The sequence below is a fragment of the Neorhizobium vignae genome (genome assembly GCF_000732195.1).
In the GTDB taxonomy this organism is placed as follows: domain Bacteria; phylum Pseudomonadota; class Alphaproteobacteria; order Rhizobiales; family Rhizobiaceae; genus Neorhizobium; species Neorhizobium vignae.
Genome location: NZ_JNNU01000027.1, coordinates 45,435 through 71,957 on the forward strand (window position 1 = coordinate 45,435; position 26,523 = coordinate 71,957).

The 26,523-nt window shown below is 62.5% G+C and carries 23 protein-coding genes and 1 other RNA gene; 8 read left to right on the forward strand and 16 right to left on the reverse strand.

Features of this window, described 5'->3' with window-relative positions:
* Positions 1–5: 5 nt before the first annotated feature.
* The 13 genes from murD to GQ59_RS27480 all read right to left on the reverse strand — a co-directional run bounded on the left by murD (position 6) and on the right by GQ59_RS27480 (position 13,735).
* On the reverse strand, positions 6–1,403 hold the full coding sequence (murD, locus tag GQ59_RS27425) for a UDP-N-acetylmuramoyl-L-alanine--D-glutamate ligase (protein ID WP_037087429.1): 1,398 nt from the start codon (positions 1,401–1,403) through the stop codon (positions 6–8).
* 7 nt (positions 1,404–1,410) lie between these two features.
* A complete protein-coding gene (mraY, locus tag GQ59_RS27430; RefSeq protein WP_037087431.1) occupies positions 1,411–2,514 on the reverse strand; it encodes a phospho-N-acetylmuramoyl-pentapeptide-transferase in 1,104 nt (367 codons plus the stop codon).
* A gap of 29 nt (positions 2,515–2,543) precedes the next feature.
* Positions 2,544–3,974, reverse strand: a complete 1,431-nt coding sequence (locus tag GQ59_RS27435) for a UDP-N-acetylmuramoylalanyl-D-glutamyl-2,6-diaminopimelate--D-alanyl-D-alanine ligase (protein WP_037087432.1) — start codon at positions 3,972–3,974, stop codon at positions 2,544–2,546.
* Positions 3,971–5,431, reverse strand: a complete 1,461-nt coding sequence (locus GQ59_RS27440) for a UDP-N-acetylmuramoyl-L-alanyl-D-glutamate--2,6-diaminopimelate ligase (RefSeq protein WP_037087433.1) — start codon at positions 5,429–5,431, stop codon at positions 3,971–3,973. The genes GQ59_RS27435 and GQ59_RS27440 overlap by 4 nt, the downstream gene beginning before the upstream one ends.
* 58 nt (positions 5,432–5,489) lie before the next feature.
* The gene (locus tag GQ59_RS27445; RefSeq protein WP_037087435.1) at positions 5,490–7,232 is read right to left on the reverse strand and encodes a peptidoglycan D,D-transpeptidase FtsI family protein; all 1,743 of its coding nucleotides are present in this window, start codon (positions 7,230–7,232) and stop codon (positions 5,490–5,492) included.
* The gene (ftsL, locus tag GQ59_RS27450) at positions 7,232–7,693 is read right to left on the reverse strand and encodes a cell division protein FtsL (RefSeq protein WP_037087437.1); all 462 of its coding nucleotides are present in this window, start codon (positions 7,691–7,693) and stop codon (positions 7,232–7,234) included. Before ftsL ends, GQ59_RS27445 begins: the two co-directional genes overlap by 1 nt.
* A 3-nt stretch (positions 7,694–7,696) precedes the next feature.
* A complete protein-coding gene (gene rsmH / locus GQ59_RS27455) occupies positions 7,697–8,722 on the reverse strand; it encodes a 16S rRNA (cytosine(1402)-N(4))-methyltransferase RsmH (RefSeq protein WP_037087440.1) in 1,026 nt (341 codons plus the stop codon).
* A 14-nt stretch (positions 8,723–8,736) separates the two neighbouring features.
* Positions 8,737–9,171: a division/cell wall cluster transcriptional repressor MraZ gene (gene mraZ, locus GQ59_RS27460; protein WP_037087442.1), complete on the reverse strand. Its 435-nt coding sequence runs from the start codon at positions 9,169–9,171 to the stop codon at positions 8,737–8,739.
* Between the two features lie 453 nt (positions 9,172–9,624).
* Positions 9,625–10,061, reverse strand: an RNA gene (rnpB, locus tag GQ59_RS30765) — RNase P RNA component class A.
* Between the two features lie 70 nt (positions 10,062–10,131).
* Positions 10,132–11,322, reverse strand: coding sequence for an NAD(P)/FAD-dependent oxidoreductase (locus GQ59_RS27465; RefSeq protein ID WP_037087482.1), 1,191 nt, complete (start codon positions 11,320–11,322; stop codon positions 10,132–10,134).
* Positions 11,323–11,389: 67 nt separating this feature from the next.
* Positions 11,390–11,986, reverse strand: a complete 597-nt coding sequence (locus GQ59_RS27470; protein ID WP_037087444.1) for a lytic transglycosylase domain-containing protein — start codon at positions 11,984–11,986, stop codon at positions 11,390–11,392.
* Between the two features lie 241 nt (positions 11,987–12,227).
* Positions 12,228–12,989, reverse strand: a complete 762-nt coding sequence (locus GQ59_RS27475; protein WP_037087448.1) for an N-acetylmuramoyl-L-alanine amidase — start codon at positions 12,987–12,989, stop codon at positions 12,228–12,230.
* Positions 12,986–13,735: a J domain-containing protein gene (locus GQ59_RS27480; protein ID WP_037087449.1), complete on the reverse strand. Its 750-nt coding sequence runs from the start codon at positions 13,733–13,735 to the stop codon at positions 12,986–12,988. The genes GQ59_RS27475 and GQ59_RS27480 overlap by 4 nt, the downstream gene beginning before the upstream one ends.
* 326 nt (positions 13,736–14,061) lie before the next feature.
* Between GQ59_RS27480 and GQ59_RS27485 the strand changes: the two genes are divergently transcribed.
* The 3 genes from GQ59_RS27485 to GQ59_RS27495 all read left to right on the forward strand — a co-directional run bounded on the left by GQ59_RS27485 (position 14,062) and on the right by GQ59_RS27495 (position 17,174).
* Entirely contained in the window at positions 14,062–15,273 is a 1,212-nt protein-coding gene (locus tag GQ59_RS27485) for a pyrophosphate--fructose-6-phosphate 1-phosphotransferase (protein WP_037087451.1), read from the forward strand.
* A gap of 48 nt (positions 15,274–15,321) precedes the next feature.
* Complete coding sequence (locus GQ59_RS27490; protein ID WP_037087454.1) at positions 15,322–15,957, forward strand: LysE family translocator; 636 nt, start codon at positions 15,322–15,324, stop codon at positions 15,955–15,957.
* Between the two features lie 101 nt (positions 15,958–16,058).
* The gene (locus tag GQ59_RS27495; protein WP_051904231.1) at positions 16,059–17,174 is read left to right on the forward strand and encodes a transglycosylase SLT domain-containing protein; all 1,116 of its coding nucleotides are present in this window, start codon (positions 16,059–16,061) and stop codon (positions 17,172–17,174) included.
* A gap of 42 nt (positions 17,175–17,216) precedes the next feature.
* Here the strand turns inward: GQ59_RS27495 and GQ59_RS27500 are convergent, their stop codons facing one another.
* Complete coding sequence (locus GQ59_RS27500) at positions 17,217–18,569, reverse strand: serine hydrolase domain-containing protein (protein WP_037087458.1); 1,353 nt, start codon at positions 18,567–18,569, stop codon at positions 17,217–17,219.
* A gap of 166 nt (positions 18,570–18,735) precedes the next feature.
* Here GQ59_RS27500 and GQ59_RS27505 point away from each other — a divergent pair, with 166 nt between their 5' ends.
* From GQ59_RS27505 to GQ59_RS27525, 5 genes are all read left to right on the forward strand, one after another.
* Positions 18,736–19,983: a BtaA family protein gene (locus tag GQ59_RS27505; RefSeq protein WP_037087460.1), complete on the forward strand. Its 1,248-nt coding sequence runs from the start codon at positions 18,736–18,738 to the stop codon at positions 19,981–19,983.
* A gap of 11 nt (positions 19,984–19,994) precedes the next feature.
* Positions 19,995–20,651: a class I SAM-dependent methyltransferase gene (locus tag GQ59_RS27510; RefSeq protein WP_037087486.1), complete on the forward strand. Its 657-nt coding sequence runs from the start codon at positions 19,995–19,997 to the stop codon at positions 20,649–20,651.
* A gap of 145 nt (positions 20,652–20,796) precedes the next feature.
* Entirely contained in the window at positions 20,797–21,582 is a 786-nt protein-coding gene (locus tag GQ59_RS27515) for a glycoside hydrolase family 25 protein (protein ID WP_037087490.1), read from the forward strand.
* A 141-nt stretch (positions 21,583–21,723) separates the two neighbouring features.
* The gene (locus tag GQ59_RS27520; protein ID WP_037087462.1) at positions 21,724–22,926 is read left to right on the forward strand and encodes a lytic murein transglycosylase; all 1,203 of its coding nucleotides are present in this window, start codon (positions 21,724–21,726) and stop codon (positions 22,924–22,926) included.
* 88 nt (positions 22,927–23,014) lie between these two features.
* A complete protein-coding gene (locus GQ59_RS27525; protein ID WP_037087464.1) occupies positions 23,015–23,941 on the forward strand; it encodes a DMT family transporter in 927 nt (308 codons plus the stop codon).
* Positions 23,942–24,358: 417 nt separating this feature from the next.
* Here the strand turns inward: GQ59_RS27525 and metF are convergent, their stop codons facing one another.
* Positions 24,359–25,246: a methylenetetrahydrofolate reductase [NAD(P)H] gene (gene metF / locus GQ59_RS27530; RefSeq protein WP_037087465.1), complete on the reverse strand. Its 888-nt coding sequence runs from the start codon at positions 25,244–25,246 to the stop codon at positions 24,359–24,361.
* Positions 25,247–25,259: 13 nt separating this feature from the next.
* Entirely contained in the window at positions 25,260–26,258 is a 999-nt protein-coding gene (locus GQ59_RS27535) for an ArsR/SmtB family transcription factor (protein ID WP_037087468.1), read from the reverse strand.
* Positions 26,259–26,523 lie beyond the last annotated feature (265 nt).

Sequence of the window (26,523 nt, forward strand, 5' to 3'; positions counted from 1 at the left end):
CTCGATCAATCTGAATCGACCAACATCGTGACGCCGTCGAGGCTTGCGACGTGGCCGACAAAGGCATCGCCGCGAACTTCGAAATTCTTGAACTGATCGAAGCTGGCGCAGGCCGGCGACAACATCACCGCGGACGGCGTGGTATCGGCGCTCGCATCCGCCGCGGCATGTGCGACCGCCTTTTCGAGGGTGCCCGAAATCTCGTAGGGCACCGCCTCGCCAAGCGTCGCCGCGAATGCCGGTGCGGCTTCTCCGATCAGATAGGCCTTGACGATACGCGGGAAGAGTGGAGCGAGGCTGACTATGCCGCCCTCCTTCGGCAGGCCGCCGACAATCCAGTAGATCCGGTCGTAGCTGGAGAGCGCCGGCGCCGCCGCATCCGCGTTGGTCGCCTTCGAATCGTTGACGAACACCACCTGGACCCGACGCCCGACCGGCTGCATCCGATGCTTCAGGCCGGGGAAGGATTTCAGTCCCGCCCGAATCTCGTCCCGCGACACGCCGACCGCCAGGCAGGCGGCGATTGCCGCCGCTGCGTTCTGGGCGTTGTGGCTGCCCTTGAGGGTCTGGATACCGTCGAGATCGACGAGCAGCGATGTCGCGCCGCCATGCGCCTCGATGATCCGGGTGCCTTCGGCATAAAGTCCGTCAGCAACCACGACGCGTTTGGAAACCCGTTTGACCGCGACGCCGGCCCGTTCGACGCGGTCGGCGATGAGGGCGCAGAACGAATCGTCGACGCCGATGACGGCCGTCTTGCTACCGGCGACGAGCCGTTCCTTGACGTCGGCATAGTGCTGCATGGTGCCGTGCCGGTCGAGATGGTCCGGCGTCAGGTTGAGCAGGATGCCGGCGGTCGGATTGAGCGTCGGCGCCAGATCGATCTGGTAGGACGAGCATTCGACGACGAAATAGCGCTCGGCCTTCGGCGGATCGAGCGTCAAAATCGCGGTGCCGATATTGCCGCCGAGCTGGGTATCGCGGCCGCTCGACTTGAGGATATGGGCAATCAGCGCCGTGGTGGTCGATTTGCCGTTGGTGCCGGTGATCGCGATGAACGGGCAATCCGGCGCATGCGCACGCCGCTCGCGCACGAAAAGCTCGACATCGCCGATGATCTCGACGCCGGCGGACCGGGCGAGATCGACGCTCCAATGCGGCTTCGGATGGGTGAGCGGCACGCCCGGCGACAGCACGAAGGCGGCCTGTGCCGACCAGTCGATAGCGCGCAGGTCGGCGGTCGCGATGCCCTCTGCCGTAGCCTTGGCGACGCTGTCGGGATTGTCGTCCCAGGCGACCACCTTCGCGCCGCCAGCAACCAAGGCCCTGGCCGTGGCCAGTCCCGAGCCGCCGAGGCCGAACAGCGCGACCGGCTTGTCCTTGAATGTGGTGACCGCGATCATCGCCGTGTCACCGCAGCTTGAGCGTCGAAAGGCCGAGCATGGCAAGGCCGACGGCGATGATCCAGAAACGGATCACCACCTGGCTTTCCGTCCAGCCGAGCTTTTCGAAATGGTGATGGATCGGCGCCATCAGGAAGACGCGTCGGCCGGTCATCTTAAAGAAGCCGACCTGGATGATGACAGACAGCGTCTCCATCACGAACAGGCCGCCGACGATCGCCATGACGATCTCGTGCTTGGTGGCGACGGCGACCGAGCCGATCAGGCCGCCGAGCGCCAGCGATCCCGTATCGCCCATGAAGATGGCGGCAGGCGGCGCGTTGAACCAGAGGAAGCCGAGGCCGGCCCCGATCACCGCTCCGAGAATGACGGCGAGTTCCCCGGTGCCGGGGACGAAATTGATCTGCAGGTATCCCGAAAACACCGCGTTCCCTGCGAGATAGGCGATGATGCCGAAGGAGGCTGCTGCGATCATGACCGGCACGATCGCCAGCCCGTCGAGGCCGTCCGTCAGGTTCACCGCATTGCCGGCCGCCACGATGACGAAACCGCCGAACAGGACGAAGAAGATGCCGAGATTGATGAACAGGTCCTTGAAGAACGGGAACGCAATCGAGGTGCCGAGCGTCGGATTGCTCGACTGGCCGCTGGCGAGCGCCACCCGCATCATGAAGAAGACGGCGATCCCCGCGATTACGAACTCGATGCCGAGACGCGCCTTGCCGGAAAAGCCCTTGTCGGTCTGTTTGGTGACTTTCAGATAGTCGTCATAGAAGCCGATCGCGCCGAAACCGAGCGTCACGAGCAAAGTCGCCACCACGTAGACGTTCGAAAGGTCGGCCCAGAGCAGCGATCCGCCGACAATGCCGGCGAGAATCATCAGCCCGCCCATGGTCGGCGTGCCGGCCTTCTTGAAATGGGTCTGCGGCCCGTCGGCACGGATCGGCTGTCCCTTGCCCTGGCGCAGGCGAAGCGATGCGATGATCATCGGCCCGAACAGGAAGACGATCAGCGCAGACGTAAAGAGCGCAGCGCCCGTCCTGAAGGTGATGTACCGGAACAGGTTGAAAAATTGGACTTTATCCGCCAGTTCCACAAGCCAGATCAGCATTCAGCGCCCTTTCCAGAAGCCCGTCTCAATTAGTGGCGCTCCGTGTCGGAGAATGCCGGGTAGTTGTCAATAAGCGCGGCCACGATCTTGCCGAAACCGATGCCGAGCGAAGATTTCACCATCACCACGTCGCCGGGCATCACCGAGCGCACCACGAATTCGGCAAGATCCGCGGTCTTTTCGTAATGGTGCACATCGACGCTGTCGGGCAGCGCGTCGCGCAGCGCAACCATTTCCGCCCCCGCCAGCCAGACATGTTCGATACCGGCGGCAAGCAGCGGACCCGCCAGTTCCTCATGCACCTTGGCGGAAAACTCGCCCATTTCCAGCATGTCGCCGAGCACCGCGATCCGCCGGCCGGTCAGTTCCGGCGTCGCGGATGCGAGAAGCGCGATGGCCGCCCGCATCGAGGCCGGATTGGCGTTGTAGCTCTCGTCGATCAGCGTCAGATGGCCCTCGCCGATCCCGAGGCGGTGGCGTTCGCCCCTGCCCTTGACCGGCCTCAGTTCCGCAAGCGCCGCCATGGCGCCGGCCATGTCCGCGCCGACGAGCAGGCAGGCGCCGAGAACCGCCATGGCGTTTTCGGCGATGTGCCGGCCGGGGGCGCCGATATGGACTTCCGACGTCTCGCCGTTCAGCACGGCCCAGACGACCGAGTTTTCCCCATTGCCTTCGAAATCCGCCAGCCGGAAATCCGCCTTGGCATGCTGGCCGAAGGTGTGGATGTGCGAGACACCCGCCTCCTGCGCCTTTTTCTGCAGGAAGCCGAACTGCTTGATGTCGCGGTTGAGGATCGCCGAACCGCCGGGCTCCAGGCCTTCGAAGATCTCGGCCTTTGCGGCGGCAATCTCCTCGAGGTCCTTGAAATGGCCAAGATGCGCGGCGGCGATCGTGGTGATCACTGCCACATGCGGACGCACCATCTTCACCAGCGGGCGGATCTCGTCCGGATGGTTCATGCCGATCTCGAAGACGCCGAAATCGGTGTCCGCCGGCATGCGGGCAAGCGTCAGCGGCACGCCCCAGTGATTGTTGAAGGAGGCGACAGCGGCATGCACCTTGCCGGACGCGGCGAGCGCATGGCGCAGCATTTCCTTGGTGGTCGTCTTGCCGACCGAACCCGTGACGGCGACGATACGTGCCCGGCTGCGCGCACGCGCGGCGAGCGCCAGTTTTCCAAGCGCCGCAAGAACGTCTTCCACGACGATGATCGGCACGCTCAGCTTGCCGAGTGCCGGCAATTTCGATTCGTTGACGACGATCAGCGTCGCACCGTTGGCGACCGCGAGGCTTGCATAGTCATGACCGTCGACGCGGTCGCCCTTGATGGCGAAGAAGGCTTCTCCCGGCCCGATCGAACGGCTGTCGATAGAAATACCGGTAATGCCCACCGGAAGCGAGCCGATCGGGCGGCCGCCCATGGCAGCGGTCAAATCCTCGGATGTCCATAGCCAGTTCACGATTTCAGCTCCTGCAATGCCTTGCGGACTTCGACGTGATCGGAGAACGGCAGGACTGTCGTGCCGATCGTCTGGCCCTCCTCGTGGCCCTTGCCCGCAACGATCAATGTGTCGCCCGACTGCAGCATACCGACCGCCTCGCGGATCGCCTGGGCCCGATCGCCGATCTCGACGGCGCCCGGAGCGGCCGCCATGATCTCGGAGCGGATCACTTCGGGAACCTCGGAACGCGGATTGTCGTCGGTGACGATGACGATATCGGCAAGCCTCGTCGCCACATCGCCCATGATCGGCCGCTTGCCCTTGTCGCGGTCGCCGCCGCAGCCGAACACGACGATGACGCGGCCGGTCGTGAACGGGCGCACGGAGGTCAGCACGTTTTCCAGCGCGTCCGGCTTGTGGGCATAATCCACATAGGCGAGCGCGCCGTCCTTCGTCTGGCCAACCAGTTCGAGACGACCCGAGGCGCCGACCAGCTTTTCGAGCGCGGCCATGGCAACGGCAGCCGGAACCCCGGTCGACATGGCAAGCCCTGCCGCGACCAGCGCGTTCGACACCTGGAAATCACCTGCGAGCGGAATATCGACTTCGAAAATCTGCGCGCCGACATGAATTTCGGCCGTCTGCTTGTGACGGAAATGCTCGACCCGCTTCAGGCAGAGGTAATCCCCCCGACGACCGACGGTGCGGACTTCGAGGTCGGCAACCGTCGCCACCCGTATCGCTTCCTCCGACCACGCGTCGTCCGCGAAGATGACAACCGGTGCGCCCTTCGGCATCAGCGTATCGAAAAGCCGCATCTTGGCAGCCATGTAGCTCTCGACGGTCGGATGGTAGTCCATGTGGTCGCGGCCGAGATTGGTGAACCCGGCAGCCGCAAGACGAACGCCATCGAGCCGGCTCTGATCCAGGCCGTGGCTGGAGGCTTCCATGGCGGCATGGGTGACGCCCTCGGCGGCCAGTTCGGAAAGCAGCATCTGCAACTCGACCGGATCGGGCGTGGTCAGCGAGCCGTAGTCGTTGCGGGTCGGCGAGACCACGCCGGTCGTGCCGATCTGCGCCGCGGCATGGCCGGCATGCGCCCAGATCTGGCGGGTGAACGAGGCGACGGAGGTCTTGCCGGCGGTGCCCGTAACGGCGACCATGGTTTCCGGCTGCGCATGGAAGAAACGGGCGGCCGCCAGCGCCAGCAGCCGGCGCGGATTGGAAACGGCAAGGACGGGAATGCCCGCGTCCGCCGTATGTCCGGCAATCGCCGCGACCGCGCCGCGGGCGGCGGCATCGCCGATATAGCTCGACCCGTCCGCCTTGGTGCCTGCAAGTGCCGCAAACAGCATGCCGGGTTTTACCTTGCGGCTGTCGGACGTAAGGCCGGTCACGTCGAGATCGCCGGCCGTCCCGGCCATCAGGTCGGCTAGTTCGGGGAAATCCCCTCCGGCGAGTTCTCGCAATTTCATTGGCTGATGTTCCATTCTGAGCGTCGTCCCTCGAATCGTGCGCTCAACTTGTTATCGCTCAATAAGACACAAGCAGGGCAGAACCGTCATTGCCGAATTTCGGCTTTACACCGAGAATGGGCGCGGAGCGGGTGATGATCTCCTTGACCATCGGCGCGGCAGAAGTTGCGGCAAGAGCTGCGCCATTGCCCTTGTCGGTCTTGGGTTCGTCGCAGAACGTCAAGACGACGTATTGCGGATTGTCCATCGGGAAGGCCGCGAGGAAGGCGTTGAAGTTCTTGTCGTGGGCGTAACGTCCGTTGACGACCTTGTCCGCCGTACCCGTCTTGCCGCCGACATTGAAGCCGGCGACGCGCGCATTCCGGCCCGATCCATTGACGCCGTTCCATTCGAACAGGAAGCGCATGTCCTTGCTGGTCGAGGGCTTGAGCACCTGGGTCGCGACCTTGTCGGCTTCTGCCCGGTTGCGCGGCAGAAAGGTCGGCGGGATGTATTTTCCGCCGTTGACGAGCGCGGCGCCGGCAACCGCCGTCTGCAGCGGCGTCGTCGAGACGCCGTGGCCGAAGGAAATGGTGATCGAATTGATCTTCTTCCATTCGCGCGGCTGGCTCGGAGAGGCGACTTCCGGAAGCTCCGTGTGCATTTTGGTCAGCAGGCCGAGCTTGGTCAGGAAATCCTTGTGGCCTTCGATGCCGACCGTATCGGCAATCTTGGCGGTGCCGATATTGGACGAATACTGGAAGATTTCCGGAACGCTCAGCACACGCCCCTTGCCGTGGAAATCCTTGATCGTGAAGCCGCCGATGCGGATCGGGAACCGGGCGTCGAACGTGCTCTGAAGGTTCACCCTGCCGGAATCGAGGCCCATGGCGATGGTGAAGGACTTGAAGGTCGAGCCCATTTCGAACGTGCCGTTCGACATGCGGTTGAACCATCCCTCCTCGCCGCCTTCGACCGGATTGTTGGGATCGAAATCGGGCGCGGAGGCCATGGCGACGATTTCGCCGGTATGGACGTCGAGAACGACCGCGCCGGCACCGATCGAGTTGTACTTGCTGATCGCCTCGGTCACCACGTCGCGAACGATCGACTGGACGCGCAGGTCGATGGACAGCTTGACCGGCTCCAGCGGCTGGCTGGAAGTCATGCCGACGGCCGCGAGATCGGCAAGCCCCTGATTGTCGACGTAACGCTCCATGCCGGCAACGCCGCGGTTGTCGATATTCACATAACCAACGACATGCGCGGCGGTCGGGCCGCCCGGATAGAAACGGCGCTTCTCGGGCCGGAAACCGATGCCCGGAATGCCAAGCGCCAGGATCTGGCTCTGTTGCTTCGGCGTCAACTGGCGGCGCAGCCATTGGAAACGTGAGTTCGAGGTCAGCTTCGAATAGGTGCCCTTGACGTCGAGGTCGTTCAGAACCGTCGAGAGCTTTTCGATCACCTCGTCCGCATCGATGATCTTGTTGGGCTCTGCAAACAGCGAAACGGTGCGGATGTCGGTCGCCAGAACCGCCCCGTTGCGGTCGACGAGGTCGGGGCGCGACGCCAGAAGGCGGTCCGCCGGCAGGATGCTCGACGTCGTCAGCGGCTGCGCGACGCCATATTGCATCAGCCGGCCGCCGATGACGCAGTAGAAGACCGTGAAACCGGCGATCAGCAGGCCGACGCGGTTTTTCGCCTGCGCGGACTTGCGCTTGCGGGTCCCCTCGAAGGAGGCCTTCTCGGAGCCGCAAGCGCGGCTGTCGGACGAAAAATGCGCGCGGCTCTTGACGATCATGATGCGGGACAGGAAAGACATCAGCGTTTCACCGATCCTGTGGAAATGACTTCGATGGAACCGCGCCGTTGCGGCACGGGAATTTTGGCGGCGGGCTTCGCCTTGGCGGCCGCAACCCCCTTCAGCGCGGCGGCGACCTCGCTGTTCTTGCCGGCGATGATGTCCTCGATGGTGGTCTCGGGCTGCGGAAGCCGGGCCTTCGGCATCGGCAACTCCTTGGGCATCGCAAGCTGGGTCGTTTCCGTCGGGGCGAGCGCCAGCTCGGTATTGTACACGTTGATCAGCCGGTGCAGGCGGTTCGGCTGGGTCAGCAGAGCCCAGTCCGCTTTCAGGAGATCGATCGTATCCTTCTCCAGCTTGATTTCCGACTCCAGCCGGCGAACTTCGCTGAGTTTTTCATCGGCACGGTGCTTGATCGAATAGGTGACGACGGCCGCCGCCGTCATCACGCCGATCAGGACAAGATCGAAGCTACGCAGCATGTATCAGGCTCCCATCTTTGCAAGGCTGGCGAGATCGGGCAGATCGAAAATCGACATGTCGGCCGACCGCGGCGGGGCATCCGTGCGGACCCCGGCGCGAAGCTTGGCGGACCGGGCGCGCGGATTGAGTTCCGCCTCCTCGTCGCTCGCCGAGATCATCGACTTGCCGAGCGGTTCGAAGATCGCGGGTTTTGCCACCACCATCGGCAGATGGCGCGAACCGGAGGCCTTCCCGGAACGATCGGCGAAGAACTGCTTGACGATCCGGTCTTCGAGCGAATGGAAGGTGACGACGACCAGCCGTCCGCCGGGCTTCAAGGCTCGTTCGGCAGCAAACAGCGCCTGGGCGAGCTCGCCGAGTTCGTCGTTGACGAAGACGCGCAGCGCCTGGAAGACACGGGTCGCCGGATGGATCTTGTCCTTGGCCTTGCGCGGATTGACCGTCTCGATGAGGTTGGCGAGTTCGCGCGTGGTGGTGAACGGCTCGGTGAGGCGGCGTTTCTCGATCGCGCGGGCGATGCGGCCCGACTGCTTTTCCTCGCCGAGGAAACCGAAGATGCGGGTGAGATCGCCGACTTTGGCGCGATTGACGACATCGGCCGCCGAAACACCGCTCGAAGACATCCGCATGTCGAGCGGACCGTTGCGCTGGAAGGAGAAACCGCGGTCGGCCTCGTCGATCTGCATGGAGGAGACGCCGATATCGAGCACGACGCCATCAAGTCCGCCTTCCGGCGCGTGATCGGCAAGTTCGGAGAACTGTGACTGGATGAGGTGGAGACGGCCCTTATGGGCATCGACCAGCGCCCTGCCGGCGGCAATCGCATTCGGGTCGCGATCGAGCGCGATCACCTCGGCATCCGCCGCAAGGATCGCGGATGTATAACCGCCCGCCCCGAACGTACCATCGAGGATGACCTTGCCGGCCCGGGGCTCGAGCGCCTCGAGGACTTCCTTCAGAAGAACCGGAATGTGACGAACCGGTCCGCCTTCGGGCTCGGTTGTTCCGTCGCCTGGATTCGCCGCCATTCCGTTCCCCTGTCTTACGCGGGGCGCGAACCGAAGCGCCCCTCTCTCGCCGCCGCCTGCGCCTCGTGAAACGCCTGCGGCTGCCAAAGTTGAAAATGATCCGAGCGCCCAACGAAGGTGATGTCCGAGCTGATTCCCGTGAAGTCGCGGATAAAATCCGTGACCATCAGCCGGCCCTCCGCATCGAGCCTCATGAAGACGCCGCCACCGTGAACGAGCAGCGACATCCGGTTCGCTTCCGGCGAAAACGGATCGACGGAAGCGATCTGCCGCTCGTAACGATCGAGCAGATCCGGCCCGCCGACGCTGATCGCCGGATAGGTGAAATCCTGGAGGCAATAAAGCTCCTGGATCCCACGCTCCGAAAGGACCGAACGAAAACTCGCCGGAACGGAGACCCGTCCCTTCGCATCGATCCTGTTCGTCGCATTCGACAGGAAGCGGCTCATCACGCCAAACATCCGCCCCGTTATGGTTCAAGACGGAAGCCCGTCCACCGGTAAGCGCCACACCAGACACAGCTTCGCCGTCCGGATGGGCGGATATCCGCCCGGCCGCAGGACGACGACCGAAACTCTGGGATTGACGGGCGCTCATTCGCCCTTGTGCAGTGCGATTTTGGGATACCATGGGACCATATGGGCGTCAATGGGAGAAGCCCCGCTAGCCACTCCCAAGCAGGATTTATTTATAAGCTGTTAAGTTTAACAAAGGGTTATTAGAGGAAGCGAAGAAACCGCCTTGGCAGTGCCCGGCAAGTCGATTTGGGACACCCAGTAAGCTGCGGAAAACCAAACAGCTTTCAAAATTCCTCATATAAAAGACAAAGGCCCGAAACGGGCCTCCTGCGACGCCTGCATCGTCTCTGGCAGGCGTACACAGAATCGCGAGGAAGGGGAGAAAACGCCAGTTGGCCTGTAAGCCGGGTTCTGTAAGGCCCCGGTGCAAGCACCGGAACGCGGCAGCCATTCATCTGGGACGATATTTGCATATCGCCTCACGCAACCCACCCGGATGACTGGCCCGGAAACAGGCTGTAGTCCGCGCTTTCGCGTGGACCCGCGTCATCCCTATTCGGTCTTGCTCCCGGTGGGGTTTACCTTGCCGCCGCTGTTACCAGAAGCGCGGTGGGCTCTTACCCCACCCTTTCACCCTTACCCCGCCAGCTCTGCCGCTTGGTGACAAGCGGTACAGCAGGCGGGGCGGTTTCCTTTCTGTGGCACTTTCCCTAGGGTCGCCCCCGCCGGACGTTATCCGGCACCGTGTTTCCGTGGAGCCCGGACTTTCCTCACCCTACCGCCTTTCGGCATTGGTAAAGCGCGGCTGCCCGGCCAACTGGCAGGCGGTCCATAAACGAGATACAGGGCGAAAGCCATAGGCGAGACGTAATCAGGCCGGAGATAATCGGCTTAGAGATAATCCGCCCGGAAATCGGCCGAATAGGCTTCGTCCCGGATTTTCCCATGGAAGATCAACTCGGCGCCGAGCCGGCCGATCTCGTCGGAACTCTTTGCCGCCGCCCCGCAGCCACCGCTGAGGATGCCGATTCGGGAGGCATCGGTCATGGCAATTGCCGGATATCCCGTCGGGGTGAAGGAGGTGACGCAGGCCGCCATCGACGAGCGGGAAAGATCGAGCTCCGGCATCAGCCGCGTCATGATCTCGGCAAGCCGCGCCCTGGTGCTTTCGCGCCCGCCCGAGCGGAACCAGGCGCGGATATCGGGCTCGGTCGGAAGCAGAAGATCGTCCGGATCGCCGCCGATCTTCAGGTAGATCTTGCCATTGGGATAGCGCACCGGCGGCAGGAGATAGATGCCGTCCTCGCCCTCGCGCCATTTCCAGATCAGCGAAGGCACCCTGCCCCAGATGTCCATGGTAGCCTCGTCGACCTCGAAGAAGGCGACGGTGCGGGCATAGACGCTGAGGTCGAGGCGTCGTGGCAGCAGGTTTTCGTTGATCGAGAATCCGCCGGCTGCGACCAGCACTTTTTCGGCAAGATAGCTGTTGCCCTCGCTGGTCGTGACGGTGACCTGATCGCCGTCCTGGCGCACCGAGGAAACCGTTTCCGGAATGATCGCCGTGCCCTGGCGCTCGGCGATGAGAGCCTGGGCCTTCACCAGCCGGCGCGGATTGATGTGCCCTGCATTCGCCGGCTCCCAGACACCCTCACTCTTCTGGGGGAACGAGAAGAAACCGAACCGGTTGGCAAGATCGGGATCCGACAGCGTCTCGGTCGAAACACCGAGCCTGTCTGCCGCATCGAGGACGTTTGCGACGTAGGAAGGTCCCTCGCCCCGCTTCGGCCCGACCAGCAGGCAGCCCGATTCGGTATAGAAATCCACGCCGCTTTCGCGAGCGATCTCGCCGTAGCGCTCGATCGAACGGTTGGCGAGGCGCGCCCACACGGGATCGGGATCGATCGTCCGGGTGATGCGCGCCTCGTCGTAGTGGCTGGCAAAGACGCCGTCATGGCGCCCGTAGTCCGCCGGCTCACCGGGACCGACCAACGCAATACCGTCGGTCCATTTCGAGAGGTAGCGAGCCGCCGCAGCGCCCATCATGCCCCTCCCGATCACGATAAATCTGAACCGTTCCGTCATGCCCTCGCCTTTCGATTCCACCGGCCGAAATGTCTTCTGTCAGAAGCACTTCTAGCCGTTTTTGGAATCAAAATGCCACAGGCGAAAGCGACGCAGTCTGTTCGATCGACTGTTCGGCGGTCTCGATCACCGCCTGCACCCGATTGCAATAGCGCTTCGAAACCGGGTTCATGCGCTTGGCGCCGTGGCCGGCATTGTATTTGAGGATGGTGCCGCAGATCTTGCCGCCACCGAGTTCATGCGCGCCGGCCAGATATTTCATGCCGTAGCGGATATTGGTCTCGGGATCGTAGAGGCCATAGTCCGGCCCGCGGTAGCCCATCAGCCTCGCCGTTGCCGGCTTGATCTGCATCAGCCCGATCTCGCCCGCGCTGCCCTTGACGGTCGGGCGGAAATTGCTCTCGATCTGCACCACCGCCAAAGCAAGCTCTTCCGGAACGTCGTATTCGTCCGCATATTTCGAGACCAGCTGGGAATAATGAAGCTGCCGAACCAGGCGCTTGGCTTCGTCGGTGGGCGCGGCAAAACCGGTTTCGCGCGTTTCCCATGGAATGACGAGCGGCCTGGTATAGGTGGTGACGGCGTCGTCCTCAGCACGCACGAGTTCGGTTCCCGCGACCAGCATGGCAAGGCCCGCCGCGGCAGCAACAATCATTGTATTCATGTAGGTGAAGTGTCTCCGGACCAACAGGAACCGCGGGCGTTGTTACGCAATTACCCACTCATCGCGTCGCCGGATTGACGGTGCGATGTTTCACGAATCCTGGTCGTTTATCTTTGCAACCCCCGTCCACATGGCGGCTGCCGTTAGCGGGTCCTTTAGACCGGGCTAATAAGGAGATGATGTGGCACTGCAAAATTTTGCGGTTTTGGCGCGGCCTCAAACGACCGCCACGGCGCCCGCGCTAATTGAATTTTGGCAAGGATTTGAGCAGTCGATGAAGCGTGTCGATCGTCGAGAAATCGGCGATCCCATCGACGAGTTGCGGCCGGAAATGCCGCTGGAAGGCTTCGACCACGCCCTTGGTGCGCTCGCAGAAAGTGCCGGTGATTTCAATTCCATAGCCATAGAGCGACAGCATCGACTGCAGGGCCTCGATAGGCTGGCCGCTCTCGCCGAACTGGAAAAACCGTCCGCCGCTGATTTGCGCTGGATCGATCCAATGACCTATCCCGTCAAGGTGCAATTTCTCCCAGGGGAAATTTTCGCCCGGATCGACCTTGCGGATCGGGGCGACATCCGAGTGCCCAAGCACCCTTTCCGGCCGGATTTGCCACCTTTGGCCGCAATCGCGACACAATTCGACGACGGCCTGGATCTGCGCGGACGGATAGTCCGGCAGGCCTCCGGGGTGACCCGGATTGGCGATCTCGATGCCGATGGAACAGGAATTGATGTCGGTTTCGCCGGCCCAGGAGCTCTTGCCGGCATGCCAGGCACGGCGGTCCTCCGGTACGAGCTGCACCACGCCCCCATCCTCGTGGACGAAATAGTGGCTTGAGACCTGGCTCTCCTCGTTGCAGAGCCAGGAGAGCGCCTGGTCGCCGCTCGGCATTCCTGTGTAATGCAGGATGATCATATCGGGCCTGCGCCCGCCAGCGCGCTCGCCGTGATTGGGGGAAGGCCTTACCGTCGCGCCGGCATAGTCGGCGTTGAACGGCGTCATGCGGCGCGGCGCTCTTTCTCGATCGCCGAATATGCGGCATTGAGCGCAGCCATGCGTTCATTGGCTGCGGCATGCAGCGAAGCCGGAACGCCGCGAGCGATCAACCGGTCCGGGTGATGCTCTGAAACCAGCGAGCGGTACTGCTTGCGGATCTTGGCGAAATCGTCTTCCGGCGAGACTCCGAGCACCAGATAGGGATCCCGGCCGTCGAGATGCACGTGCCGCGCCATGATTCGGCGGAAATGCCCCTCGTCGATACGGAATATCTCTGCAATGCGCGCCAAAAACGCCAGCTCCGCCTCATGCACGAGGCCGTCCGCCTTGGCGATATGGAACAGCCCGTCGACGACGTTTTCCAGCATCGGGCAGTTTTGAGCCTTGCCCGCACCCGGGCTGCACAAGCCGGCGAGCTTCGTTGCATAGGCTTCGTAACCCGCGACGTCCTGGCGCGCGAGGTTATAGAGGCGCGCGACGTTGCGGGCTTCCTCGTCGGGAAAATCGAATATCTGCTGAAAGGCCTTGACCTCGGCCTCGCTGACGATACCGTCAGCCTTCGCCATCTTGGCCGACAGCGCGATGATGGCGACCGAGAAAGACACCTGCCGGCGTGTTTCCGGATCGCCCTCGAAGGTCGTGCGGATCGCCTCGATGACACGGCCGAGCGCGTTCCCGGCCGCGTCGCCCATGGCGCCGAGAAGCCGTTCCCAAAGGGAGGAAAAGTGAAGGCAGGCAAAATCCCAGATCATGAGTGCAGTGGACCAGATTATAATTGGGATTGCAAGGCGACCGACGGCCCGTCTTAGATTAAACTATGTTCATATTTTCCGAACAATCACCGGCGCTCACAGACAGGTGACCTTGCACTTCGGGACAATTGCAAAGCCTCCGAATCTCTTTTTCCACAAGCGCGATCGAGAGGCCGCGGCAGTTGAACCGATTATATTAGGCTCTCCTGCGCCGAGAAACCGAAGCTGCGGTTTTTCTTGAGAAATTCACTTTACAGAGGCCCGTCTCTGTCGCATCCATTCCAGCGGTTTTGAACTGTACGCGAGCAGCGCGTCAAGGAGGATCGATGGCCAAACAGAAAGTAGCAATGCTGACCGCAGGGGGCCTCGCGCCTTGCCTGTCTTCCGCCGTCGGCGGCCTGATCGAGCGCTACAACGACGTCGCGCCGGATATCGAGATGGTCGCCTACCGTTCCGGCTATCAGGGCGTCCTGCTCGGCGACCGCATCGAAATCACCCGGGACATGCGCGAAAAGGCCCATCTGCTGCACCGCTACGGCGGCTCGCCGATCGGCAACAGCCGCGTCAAGCTCACCAATGCCGCAGACTGCGTCAAGCGCGGCCTCGTCAAGGAAGGTGAGAACCCGCTTCGCGTTGCAGCCGACCGGCTGGCGGCCGATGGGATCACCATCCTCCACACGATCGGCGGCGACGACACCAACACGACAGCGGCCGACCTTGCAGCCTATCTCGGCGCCAACGGCTACGACCTGACCGTGGTCGGCCTGCCGAAAACAGTCGACAACGACATCGTGCCGATCCGCCAGTCGCTCGGCGCCTGGACGGCTGCCGAAGTCGGCGCCTATTTCTTCGACAACGTTTCCAACGAGCAGAGTGCCGCTCCTCGCACATTTGTGATTCACGAAGTGATGGGACGTCACTGCGGCTGGCTTACCGCCGCGACTGCACGAGCCTATATTCAGAAGACCAAGGGCAATGAATATGTCGAGGGCTTCATGATGAACAGCGCGATGAAGAATATCGACGGTGTCTATCTGCCGGAGATGGCCTTCGACCTCGACAAGGAGGCCGCACGCCTCAAAGACGTCATGGACAAGCGCGGCTTCGTGACCTTGTTCGTTTCGGAAGGTGCCGGCCTCGATACGATCGTCGCCGAGCGTGAGGCAGCAGGCGAATCGATCAAGCGCGACGCGTTCGGCCATGTTAAGATCGACACGATCAATGTCGGCGGCTGGTTCCAGAAGCAGTTCGCGGCGCTGATCGGCGCGGACCGCTCGATGGTGCAGAAATCCGGCTATTTCGCCCGCTCGGCGCCGGCAAACGGCGACGACCTGCGCCTCATCCAGGGGATGGTCGATCTCGCCGTCGAAAGCGCGCTGAACAAGGTTTCTGGCGTCACCGGCCACGACGAGGATCAGGAAGGAAAACTGCGCACGATCGAATTTCCCCGAATCAAGGGTGGAAAACATTTCGATCTGACGGCAAAATGGTTCGGCGAAGTGATGGACCATATCGGCCAGCCCTTCGAAGCGGCTTGAGACAGGAAATTGGCGGGCGCCGTTCAAGGGCGTCCGGGAGGAAATGGAATGACGGCTGACATCTGGCTCGCTTTTGCTGCGACCGCGATATTTCTCGCCCTCCTTCCGAGCCCCCTTGCTTGCCTTACGGCCAGTTTCTCTCTCCAGCGCGGTCGCCGCACGGCGATCGCCACGGTTCCGGGGCTTGCCGTCGGAATGTCGGCGGCCCTGATCGTGGCGATGATCCCCATGGCCCTGATCGCCGTTTATCTTCCCAAGCTCATCGACGTGATCTCCTGGGCAGGGCTCGGTTATCTGATGCTCTATGTGATCTGGTCATACCAGGACCCGCGAATCTCCGGCCCGATTGCCGATAACGACAATCTTCCCGAATGTCGGGCAGCGCGAATCTTCGGATGCCTGTTCGGCAAATCCGCTTTCCAGGCGCGTTATGCCGTCGTCCTTGCAGCCGTGCTCGCCCAGTTCGTCGATCCCGACCGCTTCCTCCTGCCCCAGCTTCTCGAAATGCAGGCGACATTCCTTGTCTGCGCAGCGCTTGGAGCCGGAATTCACGTGCTTTTTCCGCGCCGCGTGCTCAACCGCAGGCGGCGGCCTGCCAACCTCAACTCCGCCTCACGTAAGCCCCAGACGCGCTTCATTTCCCGGCGCGCGGTCACAGCCGGCTATCGCCGGATCGCCGCCTGACGTTCGCCGTCTTGCCGGACGCTGCCCAATAGGTTAATCAAAACACTCTTTTGGTGGCGTTTGGGCGGACTGGGGTAACCATTTTTCATGAAAGCGACCCAATGGCGATAATCCGATTCCTCGGCCGCGGGACGGCTGTGGCGTGCGCCGTTTCATCGGTTCTCGCCGGATGTTCAAGTGTCGAACGCGAGCAGAAGCTTGCAGCGACACAGACGGTCGTCCCGACCAGCGGCCAGGCGACGGGACCCGTCCAGACGGCCTCCGCGGATGGCCAGACGACTATCCAGTACAAATCAGATCTCCCGGTAAACGGGCAGGCCCAGACTGCAGGCCAGATCACCCCTCCGGGGGTTCAGGTCGCCTCGGCCGCCCAGACGATCGGCACGCAGCCGACCGTGGCGCTCGCCAAGACCGCAAGACTTCCCGTTCCGGTGCCGGCCGCCGCCGATGCGATGTCCGTTCAGTCCGCCGCGATGGCATCGCCCACCATGGCGCCGCTCGTCGCTTTCGCCCCCGCGCCCGGCCCGGCGATGATGCCGCCGCCCGTTGCCCCGACCACCTCGACAATTCTCGCTTCGGCCCAGCCGGCGAGCCTTGCCTCGCCGAAGGGCGGACGCCTCGTGTCGCCGCCAATCGCGCCAGCGGTCAGCGAAGGCAAGATCCAGCCGGCGGCAGCTTCGGCGATCGCGCTGGACGAACGGGAACTGACACCGGACATGGTCGCGCTGCAGACCGTCGTGCCGACCCCGCGCCCGGACACCGCGACGCTTGCCTATGCGGCGCAGCCGAGAGCCGTTGCCGCCTTGTCCGCCATGGAATTCCCGCCGGCTCCCGGCGAGCCGATGCCGTCCACGGCCACCGGCGCTCCGGCCGAATTGAGCAAGCTCATCAAGCGTTATGCCGGCATGTACGGCGTGCCGGAATCGCTGGTGCACCGCGTCGTGCATCGGGAAAGCAAGTACGATCCCAAGGCCTATCACAAGAACGGCTATTGGGGCCTCATGCAGATCAAGTATTCGACCGCCAAGTCCATGGGCTACGAAGGCCCGCCGGCCGGCCTGCTCGATGCCGAGACCAATCTCAAATACGCGATCAAATATCTGCGCGGCGCCTGGCTTGTGGCCGACAACAGAAACGACAATGCCATCAAGCTCTACGCGCGCGGCTATTATTATGACGCAAAGCGCAAGAACATGCTGGACGTCCTGGAGAAATAACCGGCTGAAAAGCGCCCGGGTGGAAAATTGTTCAGCGGCGCCTCAGGGCGCCGTTGTTGCTTTCACCACCTCGGCGACCAGCCGGGTCGGATCGTAGCGGTTCCAGCTCGGCGTCAGCCCGAGCCGCACCACTACCAGATCGAGCGACGGGATCACCGTTATGGTCTGTCCATCATGCCCCTGCAGGAAAAATGCATCCGCCAGCATGTCTGGCTTGTCCTTGCCTGGCAGCCAGGTCTGCATTTTCGAATAGCGGCCGTTCGACGTGGCGTTGGCCTGGTGCATCAACGGGACAAAACCTTGCGGCAGAATGCGGTTGCCGTTCCATACGCCGTCACGGGCAAGCAGGAGCCCCATCCGGGCCCAGTCCCGCGCGGTCGCATACATATACGAGCTGCCGACGAAGGTGCCGGCCGCATCGGCCTCCATGACGGCGCTTTCCATGCCGAGCGGACCGAACAGCGCGTTGCGGGGATAGGCCAGCGCCGCAGCCCTGTCGCCGACCCTGTCCATCCAGATCTTCGAGAGCATCGCGGCCGTGCCCGAAGAATAGCCGAACCGCGTGCCGGGGTCGGCCTCTAACGGCTGGTCGGCCGCGAAATTCGCCATGTCCGGCTCGAGATAGAGCATGCGGGTGACATCGGCGACCGCGCCGTAATTCTCGTTGAACGCAAGCCCGCTTTCCATGGCGGCGAGGTCGGCAATGCGGATATCGCCGCGCTGGTTGCCCTGCCATTGCGGGAACAGGCCCCTGTCGTCCAGCGAGAGCTTTCCGTCCCGAACGAGCGTCCCGAGGATCGCGGCGTTCACGGTCTTGGTCATAGACCAGCCGAGCAGCGGCGTATCCTTGGAAAAGCCGGTCGAATAGGTCTCGCCGACGATCCGCCCCCGCTTCACCACGACCATCGCCCGAAGCCCCGGACCGGCAAGACCCGCATCTGAAAGAAGTCGCGCAACCGACGGATCAGATTCGACTTTTCCGCCCTCCGGCCAAGGCATGGACGGATCGGGTGACGTTACGGCAGGTACCGGAATGCCGACAGCCGCCGCCGGCGTCCCATCGGGGACCACGGTGCAGCCGAGCCCTTCGCGATAGACCGCGTCGTTGCCGGCAAAAATGCCGAGCAGTGCCGCATGAACCCGCTTTTCCGTTCGATCGACGGAGACCTGCATCAATCTCAGAAGCGGATGGCCGGGAGCCTGGACATCGACCGCCAGAACCTCGCCGCTGTCGCGGCCGGCAAGGAAGACGTTCGAGCAGACCATCTTGGCCGAATAGCCGCTGCCGACCCTCAGCAGTTCCGGCGGCGAAGTATGGAGCCAGATCCCGAGCCCGACCAGCCCGACGACGATGACGCCGCAGAGGATCTTTACGAACCGCACGAACAACCGCATGCCTTGCCTCCATTTCAAGGCCGCATGCAATCAGGATTCTCGGGGACAAGGAAGGGGTGATCGGTCGCCTGGAGCCTATTGCGGGACTGGCCCACAGGCGGCGTCATCAATCTGTAGCATGACGGGTTTACACGCGCTGAAACTCTGGACAAGGCGGGACTCGACCATGGCGGATATTGCACAGGAAGCCGGTTTTCGGAAAAACCAGAAGCTGAAGGACGCACTTCTGCAGCATAAAGCTCTGTCCCGGCAGGGTTTCTCAGAAAGGCTTTTCGGCCTCCTGTTCTCCGGTCTCGTCTATCCCCAGATCTGGGAGGACCCAGAAGTCGACATGACCGCCATGGAGCTTTCCGGCGAGCATTCGATCGTCACCATCGGTTCCGGCGGCTGCAACATGCTCGCCTATCTCTCCCGCTCGCCGAAGAAGATCGACGTCGTCGACCTCAACCCGCATCACGTCGCGCTCAACCGCCTGAAGCTCGCCGCCTTCCGCCACCTGCCCGGCCATGGCGATGTCGTGCGCCACTTCGGCATGGACGGCATCCGCACCAACAGCAAGAGCTACGATGCGTTCATCGCGCCGAACCTCGATGCCGCGACCCGCGCCTATTGGGACAAACGCTCGCTCGCCGGCCGCCGTCGGATCGAAGTGTTCGACCGCAATATCTACAAGACCGGCCTGCTTGGCCGCTTCATCGGCGCCGGTCACCTGATCGCCCGCCTGCATGGCATCAATCTGACAGAAATGGCCAATGCCAAGTCGCTGCGCGAACAGCGCCAGTTCTTCGACGACCGCATCGCTCCGCTGTTCGACAGGCCGCTGATCCGCTGGATCACCAGCCGCAAGAGCTCGCTGTTCGGCCTCGGCATTCCGCCGCAGCAATATGACGAGCTGGCGAGCCTCGCCTCCGACGGATCGATTGCGCCGGTCCTGCGCCAGCGCCTCGAAAAGCTCGCCTGCCATTTCCCGCTGCGCGACAACTATTTCGCCTGGCAGGCCTTCGTCCGCCGGTATCCGAAGCCTGAGGAAGGCACGTTGCCGACCTACCTGAAGGCCGAAAACTACCGCGCCATCCGTGAAAGTGCCGAGCGCGTCACGGTCCATCACGCCAGCTTCACCGAGCTTCTGGCCCAGAAGGCAGCCGGTTCGGTCGATCGCTACGTCCTGCTCGATGCGCAGGACTGGATGACGGACGAGCAGCTTAACGATGTCTGGTCGGAAATCAGCCGCACGGCCGCCCCAGGCGCTCGCGTGATCTTCCGCACCGCCGCCGAAAAGAGCGTGCTCGACGGTCGCCTTTCGCCTGCCCTTTTCGACCAGTGGACCTATCTGGAAGAGCGCTCCAACGAACTCAACCTCGAGGATCGGTCGGCGATCTACGGCGGTTTCCACATCTATGTGAAAAAAGCCTGATGGCGACGGATATGGCGAGCAGCCCCCTGTCGAATGGCCACGCCGAGCGCATGGACCGGATGTACCGGTATCAGCGCCATATCTACGACATCACCCGCAAATATTACCTCTTCGGTCGCGACCGGGCGATTGCGGGGTTGAATGTTCCGCCCAATGCCTCGCTGCTCGAAGTCGGCTGCGGCACGGGCCGCAACCTGGCACTTGCCCACCGTCATTATCCGGCGGCAAAGCTCTACGGCCTCGATATCTCCGCCGAGATGCTAGAAAGCGCCCGGGCCAATTTCCGCGGCAAGCTGATCATCCCGGAATTTCGCGTCGCCGACGCCACCAATTTCAAGGCGGAAGAGTTCGGTACGACCGGTTTCGATCGCATCCTGATTTCCTACGCCTTGTCGATGATTCCCGACTGGGAAAAGGCGATCGATGCCGCGCTTGCGGCTTTGGCGCCTCAGGGTTCCCTCCATATCGTCGATTTCGGCCAGCAGGAACGGCTGCCACGCTGGTTCGGGCGGTTCCTGAAGGCCTGGCTCATGCGTTTCCACGTTACGCCACGGCCAGACCTGCACGAAGTGCTGGAAAGCAAGCTGGCCGCCGCGGATGCCGATATGATCTTCGAGGAGATCGGCCGGGGTTATGCCTGGCATGCCGTCATCCGTCGCCGCGGCTGAGCCGTTGACCTCTCGCCTCTCCGGCGTGAAATCCTCTTGCCCTAACCGATTTTTTACGACGTTATGGTGAATATGGAGTTCATGCCTCCCTGTTTTGCGTCGAACGGGGCAAGAGGCTTCCACGTCGACACCACACGGGATGTTCATGCCTCGGCTCCTTCTGGCCCTCCTTGCCACCGCGCTCCTTGCCACGGGATGCACATCCTCAAGTTATGACCTGATGGAAACGTCGTCGGTCAAGAGGATGCGGTTCAAGGACAATGACCCGCAGGATTTCGGGAAAACTCACCCTGGGCTCCACGAGATCCACGGCATCGACGTCTCCAAGTGGAACGGCACGGATATCGACTGGCCCGCCGTCAAAAGATCCGGCATCGCATTCGTCTTCATCAAGGCGACGGAAGGCAAGGATCGCATCGACCCGACCTTCGAGCTAAACTGGCGGGGCGCGGCATCGGCCGGCATTCCTTATGCCCCCTACCACTTCTATTATTTCTGCTCGACAGCCGACGAACAGGCCGACTGGTTCATCAACAATGTCCCGAAGGACGCGGTGAAGCTGCCGCCGGTCCTCGACATGGAATGGAACCATTCCTCGCCCACCTGCAAGACCCGCCCCGATCCCGAGACCGTGCGCGCCTCGATGCAGCGCTTCATGGACCGCGTCGAGGCCTATTACGGCAAGCGGCCGATCATCTATACGTCGGTGGATTTCCACCGGGACAATCTGGTCGGCGCCTTCAGCAACTACCACTTCTGGCTCCGCGCCGTGGCGCAGCATCCGACCAAGATCTATCCGGATCGCCGCTGGTCCTTCTGGCAGTATACGTCGACGGGCATCGTGCCGGGCATCAAGGGCGAGATGGATATCAACGTCTTTGCAGGCACCTCCAAGAACTGGCACAACTGGGTTGCGGCAGTCTCAAAGTAAACCCCGTTCACGTGGCGAACAGGTGTCTGGCAATGTGTGAGCAGTTGCGATAAAAACTGCGCCAACACGGCTGCCGTCCACGTTTCGGTCACAAAATTTTCCGAGATCAAACGGCGCTTACTCAGATTCTAGGAACGCCGAATGTCCGCTCGCTTTGCCCGTCGCCTCGCCCTTGCCTCCGTCATCACCAGTTGCCTTGCCTCCACCGCTCTCGCCCAAGCCCCGGCTATCGCCTGCGGCGGCGATCTCGGTGCTTTCCTCGACGGCGTCAAGGCGGAAGCCATTTCCAAGGGCGCGTCGGCAAGTGCGGCGGATGAAGCGCTCGCCGGCGCCCAGATCGATCAGAAAGTTCTGTCGCGCGACCGGGCTCAGGGCGTCTTCCGCCAGACCTTCCTCGAATTCTCGCAGCGCACCGTCAGCCAGGCGCGCCTCGACATCGGCCGCCAGAAAATCAAGCAGTATGCTGAGGTCTTCGCCCGCGCAGAGAAGGAATTCGGCGTGGCGCCCGGCGTCATCACCGCCTTCTGGGGGATGGAGACCGATTTCGGCGCCGTACAGGGCGATTTCAACACCCGCAATGCATTGGTGACGCTCTCGCATGACTGCCGCCGCCCGCAGCTTTTCCGCCCGCAGCTGATCGCCCTGATCGAGATGGTCCAGCACGGCGACCTCAATCCTTCCACCAATACGGGCGCATGGGCCGGCGAGATCGGTCAGGTGCAGATGCTGCCCGAGGATATTATCGCGCACGGCGTCGATGGTGACGGCGATGGCCATATCAACGTCAAGACCAGTTCCCCCGACGCGATCCTCACGGCTGCGAAATTTATCCAGAGCATGGGCTTCAAGCCTGGCCAGCCGTGGATCCAGGAAGTGACGCTGCCGGAGAACCTTCCCTGGGACAAGTCCGGCCTCGGCAACGAGATCCCGGCCAGCGAATGGTTCAAGCTGGGCGTCACGCCACGCGACGGCGTGACCAACTTCGGCAACCTGCCCGCGGCCCTCATCCTTCCGCAGGGGCGCAAGGGGCCGGCCTTCCTGACCTATCCGAATTTCAGCATCTATCTGGAATGGAACCAGTCGTTCATCTACACGACCTCGGCCGCCTATTTCGCAACCCGGCTTTCGGGTGCTCCGACCTATCTGAAGGGTACGCCGGACCAGGGCCTGGATGACACCGGCATGAAGGCGCTGCAGACCAAGCTGGAAGCGCTCGGCCACAATATCGGCAAGGTCGATGGCATCCTGGGGTCGGGCACGCGCCAGGCCGTCCAGAAGGAACAGGCGCGCCTCGGCCAACCGGCCGACGGCTGGCCGACCCTGACCCTGCTCTCCGCGCTCTGAAATACATGTCGCCGCCCGATCGAAATCGGGTGGCGACTCGCGGATCATAGGATTATTCTCCTGACCTTGACCGCGAGGGGGATTTTGCATGACCACCGCCATACCGAAGCCCAGCGCTGCTGCCTGGGCACTGATCCTGTTGCTCGGGCTGATCTGGGGCGGATCCTTCTTCTTCGCGCGCGTCGCTGTCGTGGAAGTGCCGCCCTTCACCCTCGTCTTCCTGCGCCTGTTTCTGGCGGCAGCGGCGCTGCACATCTATCTGCGCGGCAGGTTCGGGCTCTATGCGACGCTTAGAACCCACTGGCGGTCCTTCCTGGTCATGGGCTTCATCAACAACGCCCTTCCCCATACGCTGATCTTCTTCGGACAGACCGAGATCGGCGCCGGTCTTGCTTCGATCCTTAACGCGACCACGCCGATCTGGACGGTGCTGATCGCCAATCGCTGGACGGCCGACGAAAAACTGACACCGGCAAAAATCGCCGGCTGCCTTGCGGGTCTTGCCGGAACGGCCGTGCTCATCGGTCCGGGCGTCACGGCGGCCGCGTCCGCGCCGCTCTGGGCGCTGGTCCTGCCGATCCTTGCGGCAATCTCCTACGGAGTGGCCGGCACCTACGGCAAGCGTTTCCGCGGCCTGCCCGCGCCTGTCAGCGCCACGGGACAACTCACGGCCTCCAGCCTGATCATGCTGCCCGTATCGCTGCTCGCCGACCAGTCCTGGGCGCTGCCAGCCCCGTCGACGCATGCCGTCCTTGCAATCCTCGCACTGGCGCTCCTGTCGACGGCCTTCGCCTACCTCCTCTATTTCCGTATCCTTGGGATGGCCGGCGCAACGAATGCCTCTCTGGTGACGCTCATCGTGCCTCCGAGCGCGATCCTTCTCGGCGCGCTTTATCTGGGCGAAAGATTGGAGGCAACCGACCTCGTCGGCATGCTGTTGATCGGTTTCGGCCTGGTCCTGCTCGACGGAAGGGTCCTTCGCAGGCGCAGCAATTTACCGTCCAGCGCGTCGTAACGGGTCGAAACCATCACGGAATATGTCAGAAGTTAACAGTCGTACACGGCTTTTTAACTCTGTGGAAATTAAGATTAACAGATGATTTACAACAAGAAATCAACCGCTTACGCGATCACCGCCGAGGCGAACCGGAGAAGTCTGCGGCACTGCAGCACAGAAACACGCTTCCCAACCGGCACAAAACCGACATAAAGTCTGCCCGTCAACGCAAGGAGGCAGACATGGGACGTACATACTCTCTCAATGTCTTGGTAGTCAGTGCAGCGTTTGTGTTTGTGGCATCCATGCTCTTCATTTGAGCGCCACCAGTTCCACTACCAGTTCAAGATATCGCATCCACGACCGGTTGATAATCAGCACTTCTGGTGAAAACGCATGCTCCTTTCGTAGGAGCATGCGTTTTTTTCAATGCGCTCAGGCAGCGGCGATCCGGGGCGTGCGGATCTGCCGGCGGCCAAGCCGCTGAAGGACGGCGGAGACGAGCGGCGCCCGGTTCATCGTGTAGATGTGGAAGTCGCCAAGGCCGCGGCGGATCAGATCCTCGATCTGTTCGGCGGCGATGTCGGCAGCCACGCTGGCGCGATCCTCGGGCTTGTCGTCCAATCCTTCGAAACGGGCATCCAGGAAAGACGGAACCGTGGAACCGCAGCGACCGGCGAAACGCTTGAGCTGGGTCAGGTTCTGGATCGGCATGATGCCCGGCACGATCGGGATTGAGATGCCGGCGGCGCGGACCTTTTCGAGGTAACGTTCAAAAACATCGTTGTCGAAGAAGAACTGGGTCAGTGCCCGGGCAGCGCCGGCATCCGCCTTGCGCTTCAGCATTTCGATGTCTGCGCCGAGATCGGCGCTTTCCGGATGTTTTTCGGGATAGGCGGAGACGGAAATGTCGAAACCGCTGAGTTCGGTCAGACCGCGCACCAGATCCGCCGCATTGGCATAACCCTGCGGATGCGGACGATACTCGGTACCGATACCGCTCGCCGGATCGCCACGCAGAGCAACGATGTGGCGGATGCCGGCGGCGCGGTACTCGCCGACGACCGCATGGGTTTCTTCGCGCGTGGCGTCGACGCAGGTCAGATGTGCGGCGGTCGCAAGCGAGGTCTCGCCGACGAGGCGACGCACCGTGTTGATCGTCGGTGCCTTGGTCGAACCGCCGGCCCCATAGGTGACCGAGACGAACCGCGGGTCCCAGAGCGCCAGCTCGTCGACCGTATCCCAGAGCTGGCCCTCCATTTCCTCCGACTTCGGCGGAAAGAATTCGAAGGAAACGCTGAAAGTTTCGCTATCGGCGGTCATTGGTTCAGCTCCCTTAAAGAACGGTTTGCGATTGGGCGGATGCATGATGGGCGGCGATCAGCAGGCGGCGGTCGCGGGCAAGCCAGACGGTGGCCGTCAGGCCGCCTTCCTTGCCGGATCCGAGGTCGAGCGCCTGTTCGACTTCAAGGCCCACCTTCTCCAGCCATTCCGCCATCACCTGATGGGAAAAGCCGAGACGCACATGGGCATGGTCTTCGCGCAGATATTCGAGCGTATGCGGTGCGAGATCCACGATCAGCAGGCGGCCGCCCGGACGCAGCACGCGGGCTGCCTCGGCGATCGCCAGCTCCGGCTGGTCGAGGAAGTGCAGCACCTGGTGAACGGTGATCAGGTCGAAATCCTGGCCCTCGAGAGGCAGGTTGAGAATGTCGCCATGACGGACCGACGCCTTGACGATCCCCGCCTTGTCAAGGTTGGACCGGGCGACCGAAAGCATGTCGCGGCTCGCATCGATGCCGACGGCGCGACGGTAGACATTGGAGAGAAGCTGCAGGATCCAGCCGGTGCCAGTGCCGAGATCGAGAAGCGCATCGACCGGTGTCGTGCCGATCAGCTTGAGCAGCGCCCCTTCGACGGCCGCGTCGCTGACATGCAGGCGGCGAAGCTCGTCCCATTCGGACGCGTTGCGGCTGAAATACGCCTGGGCGCGCTCGGCATGCTGGCGCTTGACCATCGTCAGCCGCTCGCTGTCGCGAAGCAGCACAGGGTCTTCCTCGGAAGCAGCGGCAAGCAGCGTCCTGATCAGCGTTGCGGCCTTGCCTTCCTGCCTCAGGCGGAAATAGGCCCAGGCGCCTTCCTGATAGCGGTCGATCAGCGCTTCCTCGGCAAGCAGTTTCAGATGCCGTGAAATGCGCGGCTGCGATTGGCCCAGGATTTCGGTAAGGTCGGTGACGGTCAGGTCCCCGGCAGCGAGAAGCGCAAGCAGGCGGAAGCGCGTCGGCTCGCCGGCCGTTTTCAGTACGTCCACCAGGGTGTCGAGCGCCAATCCCATTCAGCCGCATCCTTACGCAATCAAGATATAAAGATATGTTTATATGGTTTTGCCATTCTATGCAAGTGGCAACTGATGAATCCGACGATGTCGCTGAAACGCAGAAGGCGGCCGAAGCCGCCCTCTTTAAGTTTTGTTGGCGCGAGGAAGATCAGAATTCTTCCCACTCGTCGGCGGATTGCGCGAGGGCCGTATTTCCGCGGGAAACCGCAGCACGGGCCGGCATCGGACGGCTCGGTGCAGCGGCGACCGGGCGCGAGACGGG

What these genes read in the sequence shown, in the direction of transcription:
- murD (WP_037087429.1), bottom strand. Translation starts at nt 1,403, where the DNA reads ATGATCGCGGTCACCACATTCAAGGACAAGCCGGTCGCGCTGTTCGGC.
- mraY (WP_037087431.1), bottom strand. Translation starts at nt 2,514, where the DNA reads ATGCTGATCTGGCTTGTGGAACTGGCGGATAAAGTCCAATTTTTCAAC.
- GQ59_RS27440 (WP_037087433.1), bottom strand. Translation starts at nt 5,431, where the DNA reads ATGAAATTGCGAGAACTCGCCGGAGGGGATTTCCCCGAACTAGCCGAC.
- GQ59_RS27445 (WP_037087435.1), bottom strand. Translation starts at nt 7,232, where the DNA reads ATGTCTTTCCTGTCCCGCATCATGATCGTCAAGAGCCGCGCGCATTTT.
- ftsL (WP_037087437.1), bottom strand. Translation starts at nt 7,693, where the DNA reads ATGCTGCGTAGCTTCGATCTTGTCCTGATCGGCGTGATGACGGCGGCG.
- rsmH (WP_037087440.1), bottom strand. Translation starts at nt 8,722, where the DNA reads ATGGCGGCGAATCCAGGCGACGGAACAACCGAGCCCGAAGGCGGACCG.
- mraZ (WP_037087442.1), bottom strand. Translation starts at nt 9,171, where the DNA reads ATGAGCCGCTTCCTGTCGAATGCGACGAACAGGATCGATGCGAAGGGA.
- GQ59_RS27465 (WP_037087482.1), bottom strand. Translation starts at nt 11,322, where the DNA reads ATGACGGAACGGTTCAGATTTATCGTGATCGGGAGGGGCATGATGGGC.
- GQ59_RS27470 (WP_037087444.1), bottom strand. Translation starts at nt 11,986, where the DNA reads ATGAATACAATGATTGTTGCTGCCGCGGCGGGCCTTGCCATGCTGGTC.
- GQ59_RS27475 (WP_037087448.1), bottom strand. Translation starts at nt 12,989, where the DNA reads ATGACGCCGTTCAACGCCGACTATGCCGGCGCGACGGTAAGGCCTTCC.
- GQ59_RS27480 (WP_037087449.1), bottom strand. Translation starts at nt 13,735, where the DNA reads ATGATCTGGGATTTTGCCTGCCTTCACTTTTCCTCCCTTTGGGAACGG.
- GQ59_RS27485 (WP_037087451.1), top strand. Translation starts at nt 14,062, where the DNA reads ATGGCCAAACAGAAAGTAGCAATGCTGACCGCAGGGGGCCTCGCGCCT.
- GQ59_RS27490 (WP_037087454.1), top strand. Translation starts at nt 15,322, where the DNA reads ATGACGGCTGACATCTGGCTCGCTTTTGCTGCGACCGCGATATTTCTC.
- GQ59_RS27495 (WP_051904231.1), top strand. Translation starts at nt 16,059, where the DNA reads ATGGCGATAATCCGATTCCTCGGCCGCGGGACGGCTGTGGCGTGCGCC.
- GQ59_RS27500 (WP_037087458.1), bottom strand. Translation starts at nt 18,569, where the DNA reads ATGCGGTTGTTCGTGCGGTTCGTAAAGATCCTCTGCGGCGTCATCGTC.
- GQ59_RS27505 (WP_037087460.1), top strand. Translation starts at nt 18,736, where the DNA reads ATGGCGGATATTGCACAGGAAGCCGGTTTTCGGAAAAACCAGAAGCTG.
- GQ59_RS27510 (WP_037087486.1), top strand. Translation starts at nt 19,995, where the DNA reads ATGGCGAGCAGCCCCCTGTCGAATGGCCACGCCGAGCGCATGGACCGG.
- GQ59_RS27515 (WP_037087490.1), top strand. Translation starts at nt 20,797, where the DNA reads ATGCCTCGGCTCCTTCTGGCCCTCCTTGCCACCGCGCTCCTTGCCACG.
- GQ59_RS27520 (WP_037087462.1), top strand. Translation starts at nt 21,724, where the DNA reads ATGTCCGCTCGCTTTGCCCGTCGCCTCGCCCTTGCCTCCGTCATCACC.
- GQ59_RS27525 (WP_037087464.1), top strand. Translation starts at nt 23,015, where the DNA reads ATGACCACCGCCATACCGAAGCCCAGCGCTGCTGCCTGGGCACTGATC.
- metF (WP_037087465.1), bottom strand. Translation starts at nt 25,246, where the DNA reads ATGACCGCCGATAGCGAAACTTTCAGCGTTTCCTTCGAATTCTTTCCG.
- GQ59_RS27535 (WP_037087468.1), bottom strand. Translation starts at nt 26,258, where the DNA reads ATGGGATTGGCGCTCGACACCCTGGTGGACGTACTGAAAACGGCCGGC.